This window comes from Actinopolyspora alba (assembly GCF_900112765.1).
In the GTDB taxonomy this organism is placed as follows: domain Bacteria; phylum Actinomycetota; class Actinomycetes; order Mycobacteriales; family Pseudonocardiaceae; genus Actinopolyspora; species Actinopolyspora alba.
The window spans coordinates 330,838-345,521 of record NZ_FOMZ01000001.1; the positions used below are offsets into that span (position 1 = coordinate 330,838).

The following is a 14,684-nucleotide window of genomic DNA, read 5'->3' on the forward strand; positions in this document are numbered from 1 at the left end:
CAGCCCCCTGCGGAGGAGAACGGACCGCGGCGGGGAAGAACCACCGGAGAGGTCGAGAGGCTGAGACCGTGACGAGTTCATCCGAGCCGGGTTCGCCCGGAACGGGCAACCGGGTTCCCGAGGGCAGGTACGGCAGGCGCGGTTCCGGACGCCACCGGCGATGGCCGGTGTGGCTGGGAAGCGCGCTGGCACTGGCACTCGGGATCGTGCTCGCGGTCGCGGGCTACCGGAACTTCGGAAGCGCCCCCATCGACGGCAAGGCCTCCCAGTTCGACCTCCGCGACGACAACACCGTGCACATCACGCTGGAGGTGCGCCGCGACGACCCCTCCGAGCCGGCGGAATGCGTGGTGCGTTCCCGTGGGATCTCGGGCAAGGAGGCGGGACGCAAGGAGGTCTATCTGCCCCCCGGGGAAACGACCACCTACGTCGAGACGGTACTGCGGACCTCGGAGCAGCCGGTGACCGGTGAGGTTTTCGGCTGTTCCTACGATGTGCCGAATTATCTCCGGGAGGGTGCACGGCCATCCGGGTGAACTCGCCACGTCACTCCGGTGGTACCGGCTGAATACCCCACAACACCCCTTTACTCGTGTTATTGTCGCTACCAGCACGGCCCCGCACGGGCCGTGTTTTTCCATTCCGAGCTCTTCGGAGTGCGAAAGCTATCGGTCCGCGGAACGCGGAACCGCAGTCGACGAGGAGTGGTGACCGTGAGCGATACCCAGGCGACCTGGCTGACCCAAGATGCTTACGACCGGCTCAAGGGTGAGCTGGACGAGCTCGTGGCCGAGCGCCCGGCGATCGCTGCGAAGATCAACGAAGCTCGCGAAGAGGGCGACCTCAAGGAGAACGGCGGATACCACGCCGCGCGCGAGGAGCAGGGACAGCTGGAGGGACGTATCCGCCAGCTGCAGGAGTTGCTGCGCAACGCCAAGGTCGGCGACGTTCCGACCGAGTCCGGTGTGGCGCGTCCCGGCTCGGTGCTGACCGTGCGGTTCGAGGGCGAGAACGAGGAGGAGAAGTTCCTGCTCGCCAACCGCGAGGAAGGCGCCCACGGTGATCTGGAGGTCTATTCCCCGAGCTCGCCGCTCGGCAAGGCTCTGCTGGACGCCGCCGAGGGCGACGTCTGCGAATACGACCTGCCCAACGGCGGCAAGATGCAGGTGACACTGATCAAGGCGGAGCCGTTCCAGGGCTGATCGAGGTTTTCCGGTCGGATCGACGGGTCGCTCGCTCGGCGGAACCTCCCATCGGCTCCCGTTCCGGGAGCCGCGACATCGGGTAACGACCATCGACCGCCCCGGCGCAGGGGCGGTTCACTTCGGTTCGACGGGTGCTCCCCGTCACGAATCCCTCCCGGAACACATCGCGGAGCGGCTCGCTCGCCGCACGGGCATCGGCACGTGAGCTGGTTGTCCCGCCGCGTCGCGGGAAATCTCGAGCAGCGGCCCCGGATCGGTCACTCGGAATCGGCCAGGCGCTCCAGCAACGGGCGCACGCGGGGAGGCACCGGTGTGGACAGTGCGATGGAAGTGGAAGTGCGCAACACACCGGTTACCGCCACCACCCGGTCGATGACGCGCTGCAGGTCGTCGTTGGACCGCGCGACCATGCGCACGAACAGATCACCCTGTCCGGTGGTGGCGTGTACTTCGCAGACCTCGTCTATCGCGGCCAGCTGCTCGGCCACCGAACCGCGCTGCCCCTGAGCGATCTCCAGCACCGCGAACGCGGTCAGCCCGTACCCCACGGCGGCGAGATCCAGTTCCGGTGGAAAACCGCGCAGTATGCCGTGGCGGATCATCCGGTCCATGCGGGCCTGCACCGTGCCACGCGCCACACCCAGCCGGCGGGAGCACTCCAGCACCGGCAGGCGAGGCTCGTCCGAGAGCAACAGCAGCAGGCGCGCGTCCAGCTCGTCCAGCGACTCGTCACCCGAAGTGGTGGTCACAGCACGCTCCAAACATGTTTCGGTGATACAGGGTGAGCAGTCGACCCCCTACCAACCGACCACGAGTCGAGCAGGTTGTACAGCCGTGAAGCCTCCTGTTGCGCAGGGTGCGCGGCACTCGCAGGCTTGCGTACGCATCGAGTTCGCAGTCAGCGGGAGGACACCGTGACCGAGACCGCCAACCAAAGCACCGGGACCGCCGAGCGTGACGACGTGACGTTCGAGCAGATGAAGCAACTGGTCGGCCTGGTCCCGCACGACCCGGACCGGGACCCGTTCCCGGTCAGAGCCATGGACGCGGTCGTGTTCATCTCGGGAAACGCAACGCAGAGCGCGGTGTTCTACCAGAGCGCGCTGGGCATGAAGCTGATCGCCTACCGGGGACCGGAAACCGGCCACCGCGACCACCGGGCCTACGTGCTCAAGTCCGGTTCGGCGCGGTTCGTGCTCAAGGGTGCGGTCGACCCCGACAGCTCACTGGCCGACCACCACCGCGAGCACGGTGACGGGGTGTGCGATCTGTCCCTGGAGGTCACCGATGTCGACAAGTGCGTGGCACACGCCCGGGAGCAGGGAGCCACCGTGCTGGAGGAGCCGACGGACGTCTCCGACGAGCACGGCACGGTGCGCTACGCATCGATAGCCACCTACGGGCAGACCAGGCACAGCCTCATCGACCGGTCGGGGTACTCCGGTCCGTACTTCCCCGGCTACGTCGCCAAGGACAGCGGGTACCGCAAACCGGAGGGAGCACCGAAACGGGTGTTCCAGGCGATCGACCACTGCGTCGGCAACGTGCCGATGGGCGAGATGGACCGGTGGGTGTCGTTCTACAACCGCGTCATGGGCTTCGTGAACATGACCGAGTTCATCGGTGACGACATCGCCACCGAGTACTCGGCGCTGATGAGCAAGGTCGTGGCCAACGGCAACCACCGGGTCAAGTTCCCGCTCAACGAACCCGCGGTCGGCAGGAAGAAATCGCAGATAGACGAGTTCCTGGAGTTCTACGGCGGCTCGGGCTGCCAGCACATCGCGCTGGCCACCAACGACATCATCGCCAGCGTGACCGCGATGCGCGCCGCGGGAGTCGAGTTCCTCGGGGTTCCCGACTCCTACTACGACGATCCACAGCTGCGTGCCCGGATCGGTGAGGTGCGGCTGCCCATCGAAACGCTCAAGGAGCACGGGATTCTGGTGGATCGGGACGAGGACGGCTATCTGCTGCAGATCTTCACCAAACCGATCGGGGACCGCCCGACGATGTTCTTCGAACTCATCGAACGCCACGGCTCGCTCGGGTTCGGTATCGGCAATTTCAAGGCGCTTTTCCAGGCGATAGAGCGGGAGCAGGAACTGCGCGGCAACCTCTGATCGAGCTCGCTCCACACTCGTCGCGTGCCGTCAGCCACCGGCGATCGGTGCCGGGCGGCACGAATCGAACGGTGCGACACGCCGGGCCGCACGAGTGACGTTTCGCGGGATTCGTGATCGAGCACTCGACGGTCGAACGACTTCACCCGGAAGGGCTGAAGTTACCACTCTACCGAGTGCTTCGGCACCGCTGCTCACGGAAGAGGGCGGTCACGTGAGTAGCATCGGTCTCAGGTCGGGTGATGACCGATTGAGCCCGTCCTCGACGATTCGGTCGGGGGCGGGCATCGGTGTTTCGGCCACAGCGATCAGTGCGAGCCGAAGCGGTCAGTGCGAGCCGAAGCGGTCAGTGCGAGCCGGCGACACGAACCGGCCGACATGAAACAGCCGGCATGAAGCAGCCGGCATAAAACGGCCGGTACGAAACAGGCCGATACGAAACGGGCAGGTACGAAGCGGACGGTCGAATCGCCCGAACCCGTTTCACACGCGAATCCCGCGCCGGAAACCGGCAACCGAGTGCATCGCGACGTTCGCTCGAAACGCGCCATTCGAAAACGGATTCGGTAAGCTTGATGTCGTCACACCGCCAAGACCGGGTCGTCAGCGTACCGACCGACATCGCCCCCTGGAGGCACCATGCCACGGCTGAGTACCTCTTCCGGCACGCTTCCCCTGGTCGCGGGACTGACAACGGCGACGGCACTGTGCGCCGTCGCCGTGTTCACCGTGGTCAGTTCCGGTTGCGACGACCCCGGCAGCTACGAGACGAACGGTGAGGCCGTTCGGCTGGTGGGCGGCTGCGTGAGCCGCGAGGACCTGCCGGTGAGCCCGGATGAGGTGACCACGCCCGCCGCACCGGCGCCGTCCTGGAGTGTCGAAGGAGCCAAGAGCTGAACGGCCGCGGCGAAAGCCCGGCGCCGCAGCGGAAACCCGGCGCCGCGGCGAAAGCCCGGCGCCGTGCCACCCCACCGGCGCGGCGATTTCGCGAGAAATTGACACCACCCGGGCCACGCCGCACCACCCCAGCAGTGCGGCGATTTCGTGGGAAATTTACGCACCCTGGACCACGCCGTCCCAGCGGCGCGGCGATCAGCCCCAGCGGTGCGGCGTCACTCCAGGGCGGCGAGCAAATCCTGCAGCAGGTCGTCGACGTCCTCGATACCCGCGGAGACCCGGACCAGCTCGGCGGGCACCTGCAACAACGATCCCGCCGTGCTCGCGTGGGTCATCCTGCCGGGGTGTTCGATCAACGACTCCACCCCGCCCAGTGACTCGGCCAGGGTGAACAACCGGGTGCGGGCGCAGACGTCCACGGCGGCCTTTTCCCCGTCGGCGTGGGTGAACGAGACCATCCCACCGAACAGCCGCATCTGCCGCGCCGCGACCTCGTGGCCGGGGTGTTCCGGAAGCCCCGGGTAGAACACCCTGGTGACCTTGGGGTGTTCCCGCAACGCCGCGGCGATCCTGGCCGCGTTGGCGCTGTGCTGCTCCATCCGCGCAGCCAGGGTCTTGATGCCGCGCAGTGTGAGCCACGCGTCGAACGGCCCGGGAACCGCACCCACGGTGTTCTGCAGGAACGCGATTCCGGAAGCGATCTCCTCGTCGGAGGTGACCACGGCACCACCGACCACATCGGAGTGACCGCCGAGGTACTTCGTGGTGGAGTGCACCACCACGTCGGCCCCCAACGACAGCGGCTGCTGCAGGTAGGGCGAGGCGAACGTGTTGTCCACGACGAGTCGTGTGGAGGTCTCGGCCGCGAGCTCGGCGAGGGCGGCCAGATCGGCGATGTTGAGCAGCGGGTTGGTGGGCGACTCCACCCACAGGACCTTGGTGTTGTGCCGGATCGCCGCACGAACCTCGTCCACATCGGACACCCGGACGGGGGTGTAGTCGACGCCCCAACCGGTCAACACCTTGTCGATCAGCCGGAACGTCCCGCCGTAGGCGTCATCGGGGATGACCAGATGATCACCGGGACGCAGCACACCACGCAGCACCGCGTCGGTGGCGGCCATCCCGGAGGAGAAGGCCCGTGCGTAGCGCCCCGATTCCAGCGCGGCCAGGCACTCCTCCAGCGTGGTGCGGGTGGGGTTGCCGGTGCGGGAGTACTCGTAGCCCGCTCGCTGGTTTCCGACGCCGTCCTGGGCGTAGGTAGAGGTCGCGTGAATCGGCGGAATCACGGAGCCGGTCGAACTGTCGGGGTGCTGCCCCGCGTGGATGGCGCGAGTGGCGAAACCGTCGGTCATGCCCGGAACCCTACTCGTAGCCCTTCGGGATGCGGCACGCGCTCACGGAAGGTGAACAAGCCCACACACCGCGCCGGTCCGAGACCGTTGCGGAACGAGATTCGCGGGCGCCCCCACTCCGCGCACGGAGTGACACGCCCGCGAATCTCATGCGGACCACGGGAGTGGTCCGACTCGGATCGGTGCCGACGGTCCACTCACCACTGCGGTGGCTGTCCGGGCGGCTGGGGCGGGTACCCACCGGGTGGCGGACCGTAGGGCTGGCCGGGCATGGGCTGCTGGCCCTGCTGCGGGGGCCCTTGGTGGGGCGGCCCCTGCTGCGGTGGCTGCCCCGGTGCGGGTTGTTGTCCGGGCATCGGTTGCCCCGGCATCGGCTGGCCGGGCATGGGCTGCTGGCCCGGGGCGGGCTGGCCGGGCATCGGCTGGCCGGGCTGCCCCGGATAGGGCTGGCCGTAGGGCTGGGCGTACTGCTGTCCGGGAGCCATGCCGGGCTGCCCCGGCTGGCCGGGCATACCGGGTTGGCCGCCGGGGCCACCGGGTCCGGCCGGAGCGGCGGGGACGACGACCGTGCCCATGATCTTGTCGGCCCAGGTCTGGTTCTTGGGTTCCCACAGCGGTGCCAGGAAGCCGATGCCGATCGGAATGCTGTCGACGATGTGGCAGAGGTAGCGCAGGAAGGCGTAGCCGAAGCCCACCGGCCTGCCGGTTGTCTCGCTTATCAGCATGGTCTTGGCGTAGCCGCGGCCGAGGGACTGCCCGGTGGTGCCCTGCTTGTAACCGTAGTTCCAGATCATGAAGCCGAGCAGTGCGATTATGGACAGGAACATCAGTATGCCGCCGAAAAGAGCGGCACCACCGCCGCTCGTCCCGCCACTGGAAACGCTGCTGGCAGTGCCACCGAGCACCATGGCCATGGCGATCGCGTAGATGATGCCGTAAACCACGCCGGGGGCGATTCCGTCGATGAGGAAGCTCTTCACGCGGTCACCCAACTCCACCGGCGGTCCCGCCGGGACGACCGCCCCGGACTGGTTGTCACCGGACGGCTGCCCCGGCTGCTGCGGCGGTGCGCCGAACGGCCCCGGCTGTCCCGGTGGCGGTGGCTGCTGTGCCGGGAACCCACCGCTGGGCGTACCGGGCATCCCCGGGTGACCGCCGGGTGGCTGCCCGGGCATCTGCGGTGGCTGGCCGGGCATCGGCTGCTGCCCGGCGGGCTGTCCCGGCATACCCGGCTGACCGGGCATCTGCTGCCCGGGATGCTGCCCCGGCATGCCCTGCTGCCCAGGGGGCTGCCCGGGCATACCGGGCTGTCCCGGCATCTGGGGTGGTTGCGCACCCGGCGGCTGCGTCGCGAAACCACCGGACTGCTGTCCCCCCAGGCCGGGTTGTTCGTACATCGGCTGCGGCTGCTGCATGGACGGCGGGACGACCTGCGTGGTCCCGCCCTCCTGTGGCGGCTGCGGCTGCGGGGACTGTTCCATCTGCTGCATGGCCTGCGCGGGATTGACGACCTGCGTCGAATCCGCGCCGGAACTCCGATCGCCCTGTTGCCCGCTCTCCGGCTGCTCCGTCTCCTGCGGATTCATCCGCGAGGAGATCTTCTGTGTCGAGTCCGGGGTGGACGCGTCGGCCTCGGCGTTGCCGGACTGCTGCTCGAAGGACGAATCCGGCTGCCGCTCCTCCTGGTTACCACCTTCGGGTGATTGCGGAGAGCTCATCGGGTTTTCCTACCCCCTTGGGCGTGAACCTGGGCGTGTACGCGACCTACGGTATCCGACAGCACTCGGGCACAGGGGTCACCGTGTAACAGCACTTCGATATTCCCAGCACAGCACGTGTCCGCCGAAAGCGGGTTGTCCGGGGCAACGAGGTGCTCCGAGCCGTGCGACCGGTCGTTCCCGATCCGAACAACCCACCGGGGAGAACTCCGGTCAGCGCCCCGCGATGAAGGCGAGCACGTCCTGCCTGGTGACGACTCCGGCCGGTTTTCCGTCTACCAGCACCATCGCACCGTCGGCGTTCTTGAGCGCCCGCATGGCCGAGTTGATGTCCTCACCGGCTCCGATCGTGGGCAGCCGCGGCGACATGTGGGTCTCGACCCGATCGGCCAGGTTGGCCCTGCCCGCGAACAGCTCGTCCAGCAGGTCGCGCTCGTTGATCGCGCCCGCGACCTCGGCGGCCATGACCGGTGGCTCGGCCTTGACCACCGGCATCTGGGACACGCTGAACTCGCGCAGGATCGCCACCGCCTCGGCGACCGTCTCGTTCGGATGTACGTGCACCAGTTCGGGCATGGTGCCGTCCTTGCGCCGGAGGACGTCCCCGATCGAGCCGCCACTGTGCCCCGGGGGGAGGAATCCGTAGGAGGCCATCCAGGAGTCGTTGAAGACCTTGGTGAGGTAACCGCGCCCGCTGTCGGGCAGCATCACCACGATCACGTCCTCGGGATCGACGCGTTCCGCCAGCCGCAGCGCCGCGACCACGGCCATGCCGCAGGACCCCCCGACCAGCAGCGCCTCCTGCCGAGCCAGTTCCCTGGTCATCCGGAAGGAGTCCCCGTCGGAGACGGAGATGATCTCGTCGCAGATCTCGCGGTCGTAGGTGTTCGGCCAGAAGTCCTCGCCGACGCCCTCGACCAGGTAGGGACGCCCGTTTCCGCCGGAGTAGACCGAGCCCTCGGGGTCGGCGCCGACGATGCGGACCCGCCCCTCCGAGACCTCCTTGAGGTAGCGCCCGATACCGGAGATCGTGCCGCCGGTACCGATCCCCGCGACGAAGTGCGTCACGCGCCCCTCGGTCTGCTCCCAGATCTCCGGGCCGGTCGAGTGGTAGTGCGACTCGGGGTTGGCGGGATTGTCGTACTGGTTGGGTTTCCAGTAGCCGTCCTGCGCCGCCAGCCGATCGGAGACGCTGTAGTAGGAGTCCTCGTGCTCGGGTGGAACCGCGGTCGGGCACACGACGACCTCGGCACCGTAGGCCTCCAGGACGTTGCGCTTGTCCTCGCTGACCTTGTCCGGGCAGACGAACACGCAGCGGTAGCCCTTGCGCTGCGCGATCATCGCCAGCCCGACACCGGTGTTGCCCGAGGTGGGCTCCACGATGGTGCCTCCCGGCGGGAGTTCCCCCGACTCCTCGGCGGCCTCGATCATGCGCTCGGCGATGCGGTCCTTGACGCTGCCGCCGGGATTGAAGTATTCGACTTTGACCAGCACCCGGGCGTTGCCGGGCTTCGTCAGTGAGTTCAGCCGCACCAACGGTGTGTCACCGACAAGATCGGCCACGTGCTCCACGTAGTCCACGGCGGTTCCTTCCTCGTATCAACCGTGTGCCGTGCGGCCGCGCCGCGGATCCGCACGAATTCTCCCGGGGCCAAAACTTGCCCACCAGCAGTCTCCCCACCGGCCGCACCGCGCTCTCGGCGGGGTAGGTGATTCGCGAGCCGCGCGAACCCGCTGTTCAGGCGATTTTCACCCGTTCGCCCGCTCGGTACTCATTAACCATTCGCCCGTGACGAACGATATTCGGGTTACGGAACCTTCTGCGGGCTCGGCAAGCCCAACCGGACGGGAACCGGACTCCCCGGACATGCGACTTAGCCCGAACGGAGTGACCATTCGGCAGAGCGGTGTCCGAGGCGTCCGCGAGAGTCGGGGAGGCAACGATGATCGCTGCGCGACTGCTGCGGTTGGCCGCCGTCGGCACCGCTTCCGCGGGCGGACTGTCCGGCGCGGCGTACGGCCTGCTCAACGAACAGTCGAGATACGCCAGGCGGGTTATCGGCCCGCCCGGCAACGACCCCCTGAACGCGGACGGGACGTACTGTCCCGAACATTTCGGTGGCGGAGCGGGGGCCGCGATACCGCCGCTGGAGTTCGCCGTGCTGGGTGATTCCTCGGCCGCCGGGCTCGGCGTCGAGGTGGCGACGGAGCTGCCCGGGGTACGGCTGGCGAGCGGGCTGTCCGAGGAACTGGAACGCCCGGTGCGGTTGCGCACGCACGCGGTCGTGGGCTCGACCACGAGGGGGTTGGAGGCGCAGATCGACGCGGTGCTCCGGCGACCGCCCCGGTTGGTGCTGGTGCTGATCGGTGCCAACGACGTGACCACCCGCATACCGGTGAGCACGAGCACGGGACTGCTGGAGCAGGGGGTGGCCCGGTTGACCGAGGAGGGGGTGGCGGTGGTCGTGGGAACCTGTCCGGACCTCGGAGTGGTCCGCCCCATCCCGCAGCCGCTGCGTTCGGTCGTCCGCAGGAGGAGCCTCACCCTGGCGACCGAACAGCGCCGGGCGGTGGAACGTTCCGGAGGTCATGCCGTGCCGCTGGCCGACCTGCTCTCCCCCGAGTTCCTGACCCGCCCGGTGGAGCTGTTCGGACCGGACCGGTTCCACCCCTCCGCTGCCGGGTACGAGATGGCCGCCGAACTGCTGCTGCCGACACTGTGCGACGCGATCGGCGCCTGGACCGGTGTGCCGGTGCCCAAGGCTCCGGCACGTTCGGCGGCGGTCGAGGCCCGCAGACCGACCCGCCGGTTCGTGGCCAGGCTGAACCTGCGCTGGGGCCACCGCGCCGAGAACTGAGCCGGGAACTCCCCCACAGTCGCGCTGTGAAGATTCCAAAGACTCGGAACGACGCACGCGGGGTACCCCGGAGCGTGGTCGGTTCCCGTTCGGACGGCGTCGATTTCTCGCGAAATCGCCGGGACGGCGGTGCGGCACGACCGTGTGCGTAAATTTCCCACGAAATCGCCGGGCCAGTGCGGCGGTGCGGCCCCGGGCTCCGTCGATTTCTCGCGAAATCGCCGCGCCGCTGAGCCCCGAACCGAACTCCGACCACCCCCGCGGGCCGAGCCCCGACCGCCCTCGCAGGCCGCACTCCGGCCACCCTCGCAACCGGCACCGCCGCGGGTTCTCACGGGTCGTCTCGCGAGGACGCCGGAGACGTTGTGCAGGTCGCTACCCGATGTCGCCGGACCCGCGGCGAGAGCCGTGCGAGAGGTTCCGCCACCCGCACCGCCACGACAACCGAAACGGTCCAGTGCCACAACAATAAGGTGTTTTTGGTCCCTGTGCAGGCGTACCATCCAGTCGGTATGGCGTTGTTGTGAGTGCTATCACCGCGACAACATCGGGTAGGCCCCTAGGGTGAGCACATTCCACCGTGCGTGGCTCGAACACGTCACGGGAATCGTTCCGAAACAGACACAGCGACCGCGAAGGAGTTCCCGCCATGACCGAAGCAGTCATCGTCGCGACCGCCCGTTCCCCCATCGGGCGCGCGGGCAAGGGATCACTACTGGACATGCGCCCGGACGACCTCTCGGCACAGATCGTGCGGGCAGCGCTGGACAAGGTCCCCGAACTCGATCCCGGCGAGATCGACGACCTGATGCTCGGCTGCGGACTGCCCGGCGGCGAGCAGGGCTACAACATGGGGCGCGTGGTGGCCACGCTGCTCGGCCACGACCACCTGCCCGGCACGACGATCACCCGCTACTGCTCGTCCAGCCTGCAGACGACCCGAATGGCCATGCACGCCATCAAGGCGGGCGAGGGCGACGTTTTCATCAGCGCGGGCGTGGAGGCGGTTTCCCGCTTCGCGAAGGGGAACTCGGATTCGCTGCCGGACACCGCCAACCCGGTTTTCGACCGGGCGCAGCAGCGCACCCAGGAAGCCGCCGAGAACGGCGCCGCCGAGTGGGTGGACCCGAGGGAGTTCGGCGAACTCCCCGACGTCTACATCCCGATGGGTCAGACGGCGGAGAACCTGGCGCTGGCCAAGGGCATCGGCAGGGACGAGATGGACGAGTTCGGGGTGCGTTCGCAGAACCTCGCGGAGAAGGCCACCGCGAACGGGTTCTGGTCCCGGGAGATCACTCCGGTCACCACACCCTCCGGAGCGGTCGTGGACACCGACGACAGCCCGCGCGCCGGGGTGACCAAGGACGCGGTGTCGGGCCTCAAGCCGGTCTTCCGTCCCGACGGGCGGATCACTGCGGGCAACGCGTGCCCGCTCAACGACGGCGCGGCCGCGCTGGTGATCATGAGTGACCGCAAGGCGGAACAGCTCGGCCTGACCCCGCTGGCCCGGATCGTGTCCACCGGTGTGACGGCACTCTCCCCGGAGATCATGGGGTTGGGCCCGGTGGAGGCCTCCCGGCAGGCGCTCGGCCGGGCTGGCATGAGCATCGGCGACATGGACCTGGTCGAGATCAACGAGGCTTTCGCGGCCCAGGTGATCCCGTCCTACCAGGAGCTGGGAATCCCGTTGGACAAGCTCAACGTCAACGGCGGTGCCATCGCCGTGGGCCACCCGTTCGGCATGACCGGCGCGCGGATCACGACCACGCTGCTGAACTCGCTGCGGTACCACGACAAGCAGTTCGGGCTGGAGACGATGTGCGTCGGCGGTGGTCAGGGAATGGCCATGGTGCTGGAGCGGCTCAGCTGACAACGGGTGGCCGCGGCTCGTCACGGGACGAGCCGCGGCCGCCGGGCCGCGCCGCGGGAACGGCTACCGGTGCCGTTCGTACCGCACGAAAAGCGGCGCCCGTCCTCCGCCATGCGGAAAGGACGGGCGCCGCTGTGGTCCTTCTGAGCTGCTGCCCGGACATCCGGGCTGCTGCCGGGCGGAACTCGCGGGCACGTGGCCGATCGCACCGAACGGGCACCCACGAGGACCGGACCGGCGAAGTCCCGTTAGTCGCTCTGCAGGTAGGACAGCAACCGCAGGATCTCCAGGTACAGCCACACCAGCGTGACCATCAGGCTGAACGCGATGTACCAGGAGAACCTGGCGTCCACACCGCTCTTGATGGCACGGTCCGCCTCGTCGAAGTCCAGCAGGAAGACGAACGCGGCGATACCGATGCACAGCAGGCTGAAGCCGATGGCGAGCAGACCGCCGTCGCTGCTGCGGATGCCGAGACCACCCTCGACGAAGAAACCGGCGACCAGGTTGACCAGCATCAGCGTGAAGGCACCTGCCGCCGCGCCGATGACCCACTTGGTCAGCTTCGGGGTCACCCGGATCGCACCGGTCTTGTAGACCACCAGCATGGCCCCGAACACACCCATGGTGCCCGCGATGGCCTGCATGATGATGGCCGGGTTGTTCACCATCGTGGCGAAGAGATGGCTCACCGCGCCGAGGAACACACCCTCGACGGCGGCGTAGGCGATGACCAGCGCCGGGCTCACCTTCTTCTTGAAGATGTTGGCCAACGCCAGTACGAACCCGACGATCGCCGCCGGGAGCGCCAGTCCCCAGGAAGCGGCACCACCGATGATGTAGGTGGCCGCACCGGTACCGATCGTGATCGCCAACGTGGTGGCCGTCTTGGTCACGATGTCGTCGATCGACAGCGGCCGTCCGGTCTGCTGCGGAGCGGTGGGGGCCTGCCCCTCGGTCCCGAAGGCACCGGCGGGCTGGCCGTAGTTGAAGTTCGCGTACCCCCCACCCTTGGGCAGGTTCTTGAACGCAGGGTTGCTGCTTGTGCGCAAGTCATCCTCCCGGGCGTGCGTGCGCCGTCACCCGTATTAACGGCCGGAAACCGTGATCGGTTCCCGGCCACGTAAAACGCACTTTACCCGTAATCGCGGCACCGATCCCAGTGCCTCACCTGTTTCGGGAACGTCACGGTTTCAGCGACGCTTCTTCTGGCTCCGCTGCGCCGCCGACTGCTTACCCGAGCCACCCGAACGACTCTTGGACTGCTGACCCTTCTTGTTGCCCGAACCACCACCGGAACCACCGGAGGACTTGCCGCCGTTCTCCGAGCCGCCCGAGTCACCACCGGACTTGGCGCCCGCGGCCGACTTCGCGCTGCCGGAACCGTTCTTGGAACCCGAGCTGGTACCGGAGCCGGACTTGGCCCCGGAACCAGTCTTGGAGCCGGAGCCCGTCTTGGCACTGGACCCCGCCTTGGAGCCGTTGGTCCGTTGGGAGGTCTTCTTGGCCGCGGAGCCGCTGCCGGACTTGGAGCCGGAGCCCGCCTTGGAACCACCGCCGGACTTGGCGCCGTTCCCGGACGTGGTGTCGGGCGACTCATCCTCCGACTCGTCCTCGTCGAGCTCCGCGACGGCCTTCTTGCCGCCGCGGTCCGGCTTCTGTCCCGGCTTGGGGCGCGGGGCCTCCTTCTTGGCCGCGATGTCCTGCTCCTTCTGGCGCGCTTCCTCCCGGTCCACCTTGTTGGTGAGGAAGTGCTGCTGCCCCAGGGTCCAGACGTTGTTCGCGAGCCAGTAGAACAGCACCGCCAGCGGCAGGAACCAACCGGAGACCAGGGCGCCGATCGGGGCGAGGTACATCATGACCTTGCCCATCATCGCGCTCTGCGGGTTGGCCATCGCCGCGTCGGACTGGCGCTTCATCGACATTCGCATCGTGAAGTAGGTGGCCACCGAGGCGACGATCATCAACGGAATGCCAACGATGATCATATCGGTGCGGGTGGTGTCGAACTGCTCCAACTGCTGCTCGGACTGGGTGATCCAGTTGGAGAGCTTGGCACCGAAGATGTCGGCGTTGACGAAGGACTGAACGCCCTCCCTGCCGAAGGCGAAGTTGCTGTCCTCGGTGGGGTCGAAACCACGCAGCACGTGGAACAGGCTCAGAAAGACCGGGATCTGCACGAGCGCCGGAAGGCAGCCACCGAGCGGGTTGACCCCCTGCTCGGACTGCATCTTCTGCATCTCCTGCGCCATCTTCTGGCGGTCGTTCTTGTACTTCTCCCGGATCTTCTGCATCTGCGGGGCGAACTTCTGCATCTTGCGCCCCGCGCGGATCTGGCTCAGCGCGGGCTTGAGCAGCAGCACGCGCAGGGTGAACACCAGGAAGAAGACGGAGAGTATCCAACTGATGCCCTGATCCGGACCGAACACGGCGCCGAAGAGCTGATGCCAGACCCAGAGGAGCCACGACACCGGGTAGAGGATAAAGCCGAAGAATTGCTCCACTCGTTCACTCCTGGTCGTCGCCCGGCGCGCTCATCCGGGCTCTACCTGCACAGCCGCACTCCGACACGAACCGGAGGGTTCAACCCCGCCAGGGTGCCACGAGCGCATTCGATCAAGGTGGGCGGGACGGCCAGTAACCGGCCGACCGGCACGG

General features: G+C 67.7%; 12 protein-coding genes. 6 read left to right on the top strand and 6 right to left on the bottom strand.

Annotation, left to right across the window (positions count from 1 at the left end):
• The first annotated feature begins 68 nt into the window (after positions 1 to 68).
• Positions 69 to 536 carry a DUF4307 domain-containing protein gene (locus BM150_RS01395; RefSeq protein WP_092922530.1) on the top strand — a complete coding sequence of 156 codons (468 nt, stop codon included), beginning with the start codon at positions 69 to 71 and terminating at the stop codon, positions 534 to 536.
• A gap of 177 nt (positions 537 to 713) precedes the next feature.
• Entirely contained in the window at positions 714 to 1,202 is a 489-nt protein-coding gene (gene greA / locus BM150_RS01400; protein WP_175496626.1) for a transcription elongation factor GreA, read from the top strand.
• 260 nt (positions 1,203 to 1,462) lie between these two features.
• Here the strand turns inward: greA and BM150_RS01405 are convergent, their stop codons facing one another.
• Positions 1,463 to 1,954 carry an Lrp/AsnC family transcriptional regulator gene (locus BM150_RS01405; RefSeq protein WP_092922533.1) on the bottom strand — a complete coding sequence of 164 codons (492 nt, stop codon included), beginning with the start codon at positions 1,952 to 1,954 and terminating at the stop codon, positions 1,463 to 1,465.
• A gap of 228 nt (positions 1,955 to 2,182) precedes the next feature.
• Between BM150_RS01405 and hppD the strand changes: the two genes are divergently transcribed.
• Both hppD and BM150_RS01415 read left to right on the top strand, forming a co-directional pair.
• Positions 2,183 to 3,328 (top strand): 4-hydroxyphenylpyruvate dioxygenase, encoded by a 1,146-nt coding sequence (hppD, locus tag BM150_RS01410; protein WP_092923266.1) that lies wholly within the window; start codon positions 2,183 to 2,185, stop codon positions 3,326 to 3,328.
• A 639-nt stretch (positions 3,329 to 3,967) separates the two neighbouring features.
• On the top strand, positions 3,968 to 4,225 hold the full coding sequence (locus BM150_RS01415; RefSeq protein WP_175496627.1) for a hypothetical protein: 258 nt from the start codon (positions 3,968 to 3,970) through the stop codon (positions 4,223 to 4,225).
• A 215-nt stretch (positions 4,226 to 4,440) separates the two neighbouring features.
• On the opposite strand, the gene BM150_RS01420 is transcribed toward BM150_RS01415, so the two are convergent.
• The 3 genes from BM150_RS01420 to BM150_RS01430 form a co-directional block, all read right to left on the bottom strand.
• Positions 4,441 to 5,580: a cystathionine gamma-synthase gene (locus BM150_RS01420; RefSeq protein ID WP_092922536.1), complete on the bottom strand. Its 1,140-nt coding sequence runs from the start codon at positions 5,578 to 5,580 to the stop codon at positions 4,441 to 4,443.
• Positions 5,581 to 5,777: 197 nt separating this feature from the next.
• Complete coding sequence (locus BM150_RS01425) at positions 5,778 to 7,298, bottom strand: RDD family protein (protein WP_092922539.1); 1,521 nt, start codon at positions 7,296 to 7,298, stop codon at positions 5,778 to 5,780.
• 213 nt (positions 7,299 to 7,511) lie between these two features.
• Positions 7,512 to 8,879 (bottom strand): cystathionine beta-synthase, encoded by a 1,368-nt coding sequence (locus BM150_RS01430; RefSeq protein ID WP_092922542.1) that lies wholly within the window; start codon positions 8,877 to 8,879, stop codon positions 7,512 to 7,514.
• A 362-nt stretch (positions 8,880 to 9,241) separates the two neighbouring features.
• Here BM150_RS01430 and BM150_RS01435 point away from each other — a divergent pair, with 362 nt between their 5' ends.
• A complete protein-coding gene (locus BM150_RS01435) occupies positions 9,242 to 10,156 on the top strand; it encodes an SGNH/GDSL hydrolase family protein (protein WP_092922545.1) in 915 nt (304 codons plus the stop codon).
• A gap of 649 nt (positions 10,157 to 10,805) precedes the next feature.
• Positions 10,806 to 12,026: an acetyl-CoA C-acetyltransferase gene (locus tag BM150_RS01440; protein WP_092922548.1), complete on the top strand. Its 1,221-nt coding sequence runs from the start codon at positions 10,806 to 10,808 to the stop codon at positions 12,024 to 12,026.
• Positions 12,027 to 12,274: 248 nt separating this feature from the next.
• Here the strand turns inward: BM150_RS01440 and BM150_RS01445 are convergent, their stop codons facing one another.
• Together BM150_RS01445 and yidC are read right to left on the bottom strand one after the other, a co-directional pair.
• Positions 12,275 to 13,078: a Bax inhibitor-1/YccA family protein gene (locus BM150_RS01445; RefSeq protein WP_092922551.1), complete on the bottom strand. Its 804-nt coding sequence runs from the start codon at positions 13,076 to 13,078 to the stop codon at positions 12,275 to 12,277.
• A 141-nt stretch (positions 13,079 to 13,219) separates the two neighbouring features.
• On the bottom strand, positions 13,220 to 14,497 hold the full coding sequence (gene yidC, locus BM150_RS01450) for a membrane protein insertase YidC (RefSeq protein ID WP_245755186.1): 1,278 nt from the start codon (positions 14,495 to 14,497) through the stop codon (positions 13,220 to 13,222).
• Positions 14,498 to 14,684: the final 187 nt, after the last annotated feature.

Excerpts from the sequence above, each read along its gene's own strand:
- hppD (WP_092923266.1), top strand. The coding sequence starts at position 2,183 with ATGAAGCAACTGGTCGGCCTGGTCCCGCACGACCCGGACCGGGACCCG.
- BM150_RS01415 (WP_175496627.1), top strand. The coding sequence starts at position 3,968 with ATGCCACGGCTGAGTACCTCTTCCGGCACGCTTCCCCTGGTCGCGGGA.
- BM150_RS01420 (WP_092922536.1), bottom strand. The coding sequence starts at position 5,580 with ATGACCGACGGTTTCGCCACTCGCGCCATCCACGCGGGGCAGCACCCC.
- BM150_RS01425 (WP_092922539.1), bottom strand. The coding sequence starts at position 7,298 with ATGAGCTCTCCGCAATCACCCGAAGGTGGTAACCAGGAGGAGCGGCAG.
- BM150_RS01435 (WP_092922545.1), top strand. The coding sequence starts at position 9,242 with ATGATCGCTGCGCGACTGCTGCGGTTGGCCGCCGTCGGCACCGCTTCC.
- BM150_RS01440 (WP_092922548.1), top strand. The coding sequence starts at position 10,806 with ATGACCGAAGCAGTCATCGTCGCGACCGCCCGTTCCCCCATCGGGCGC.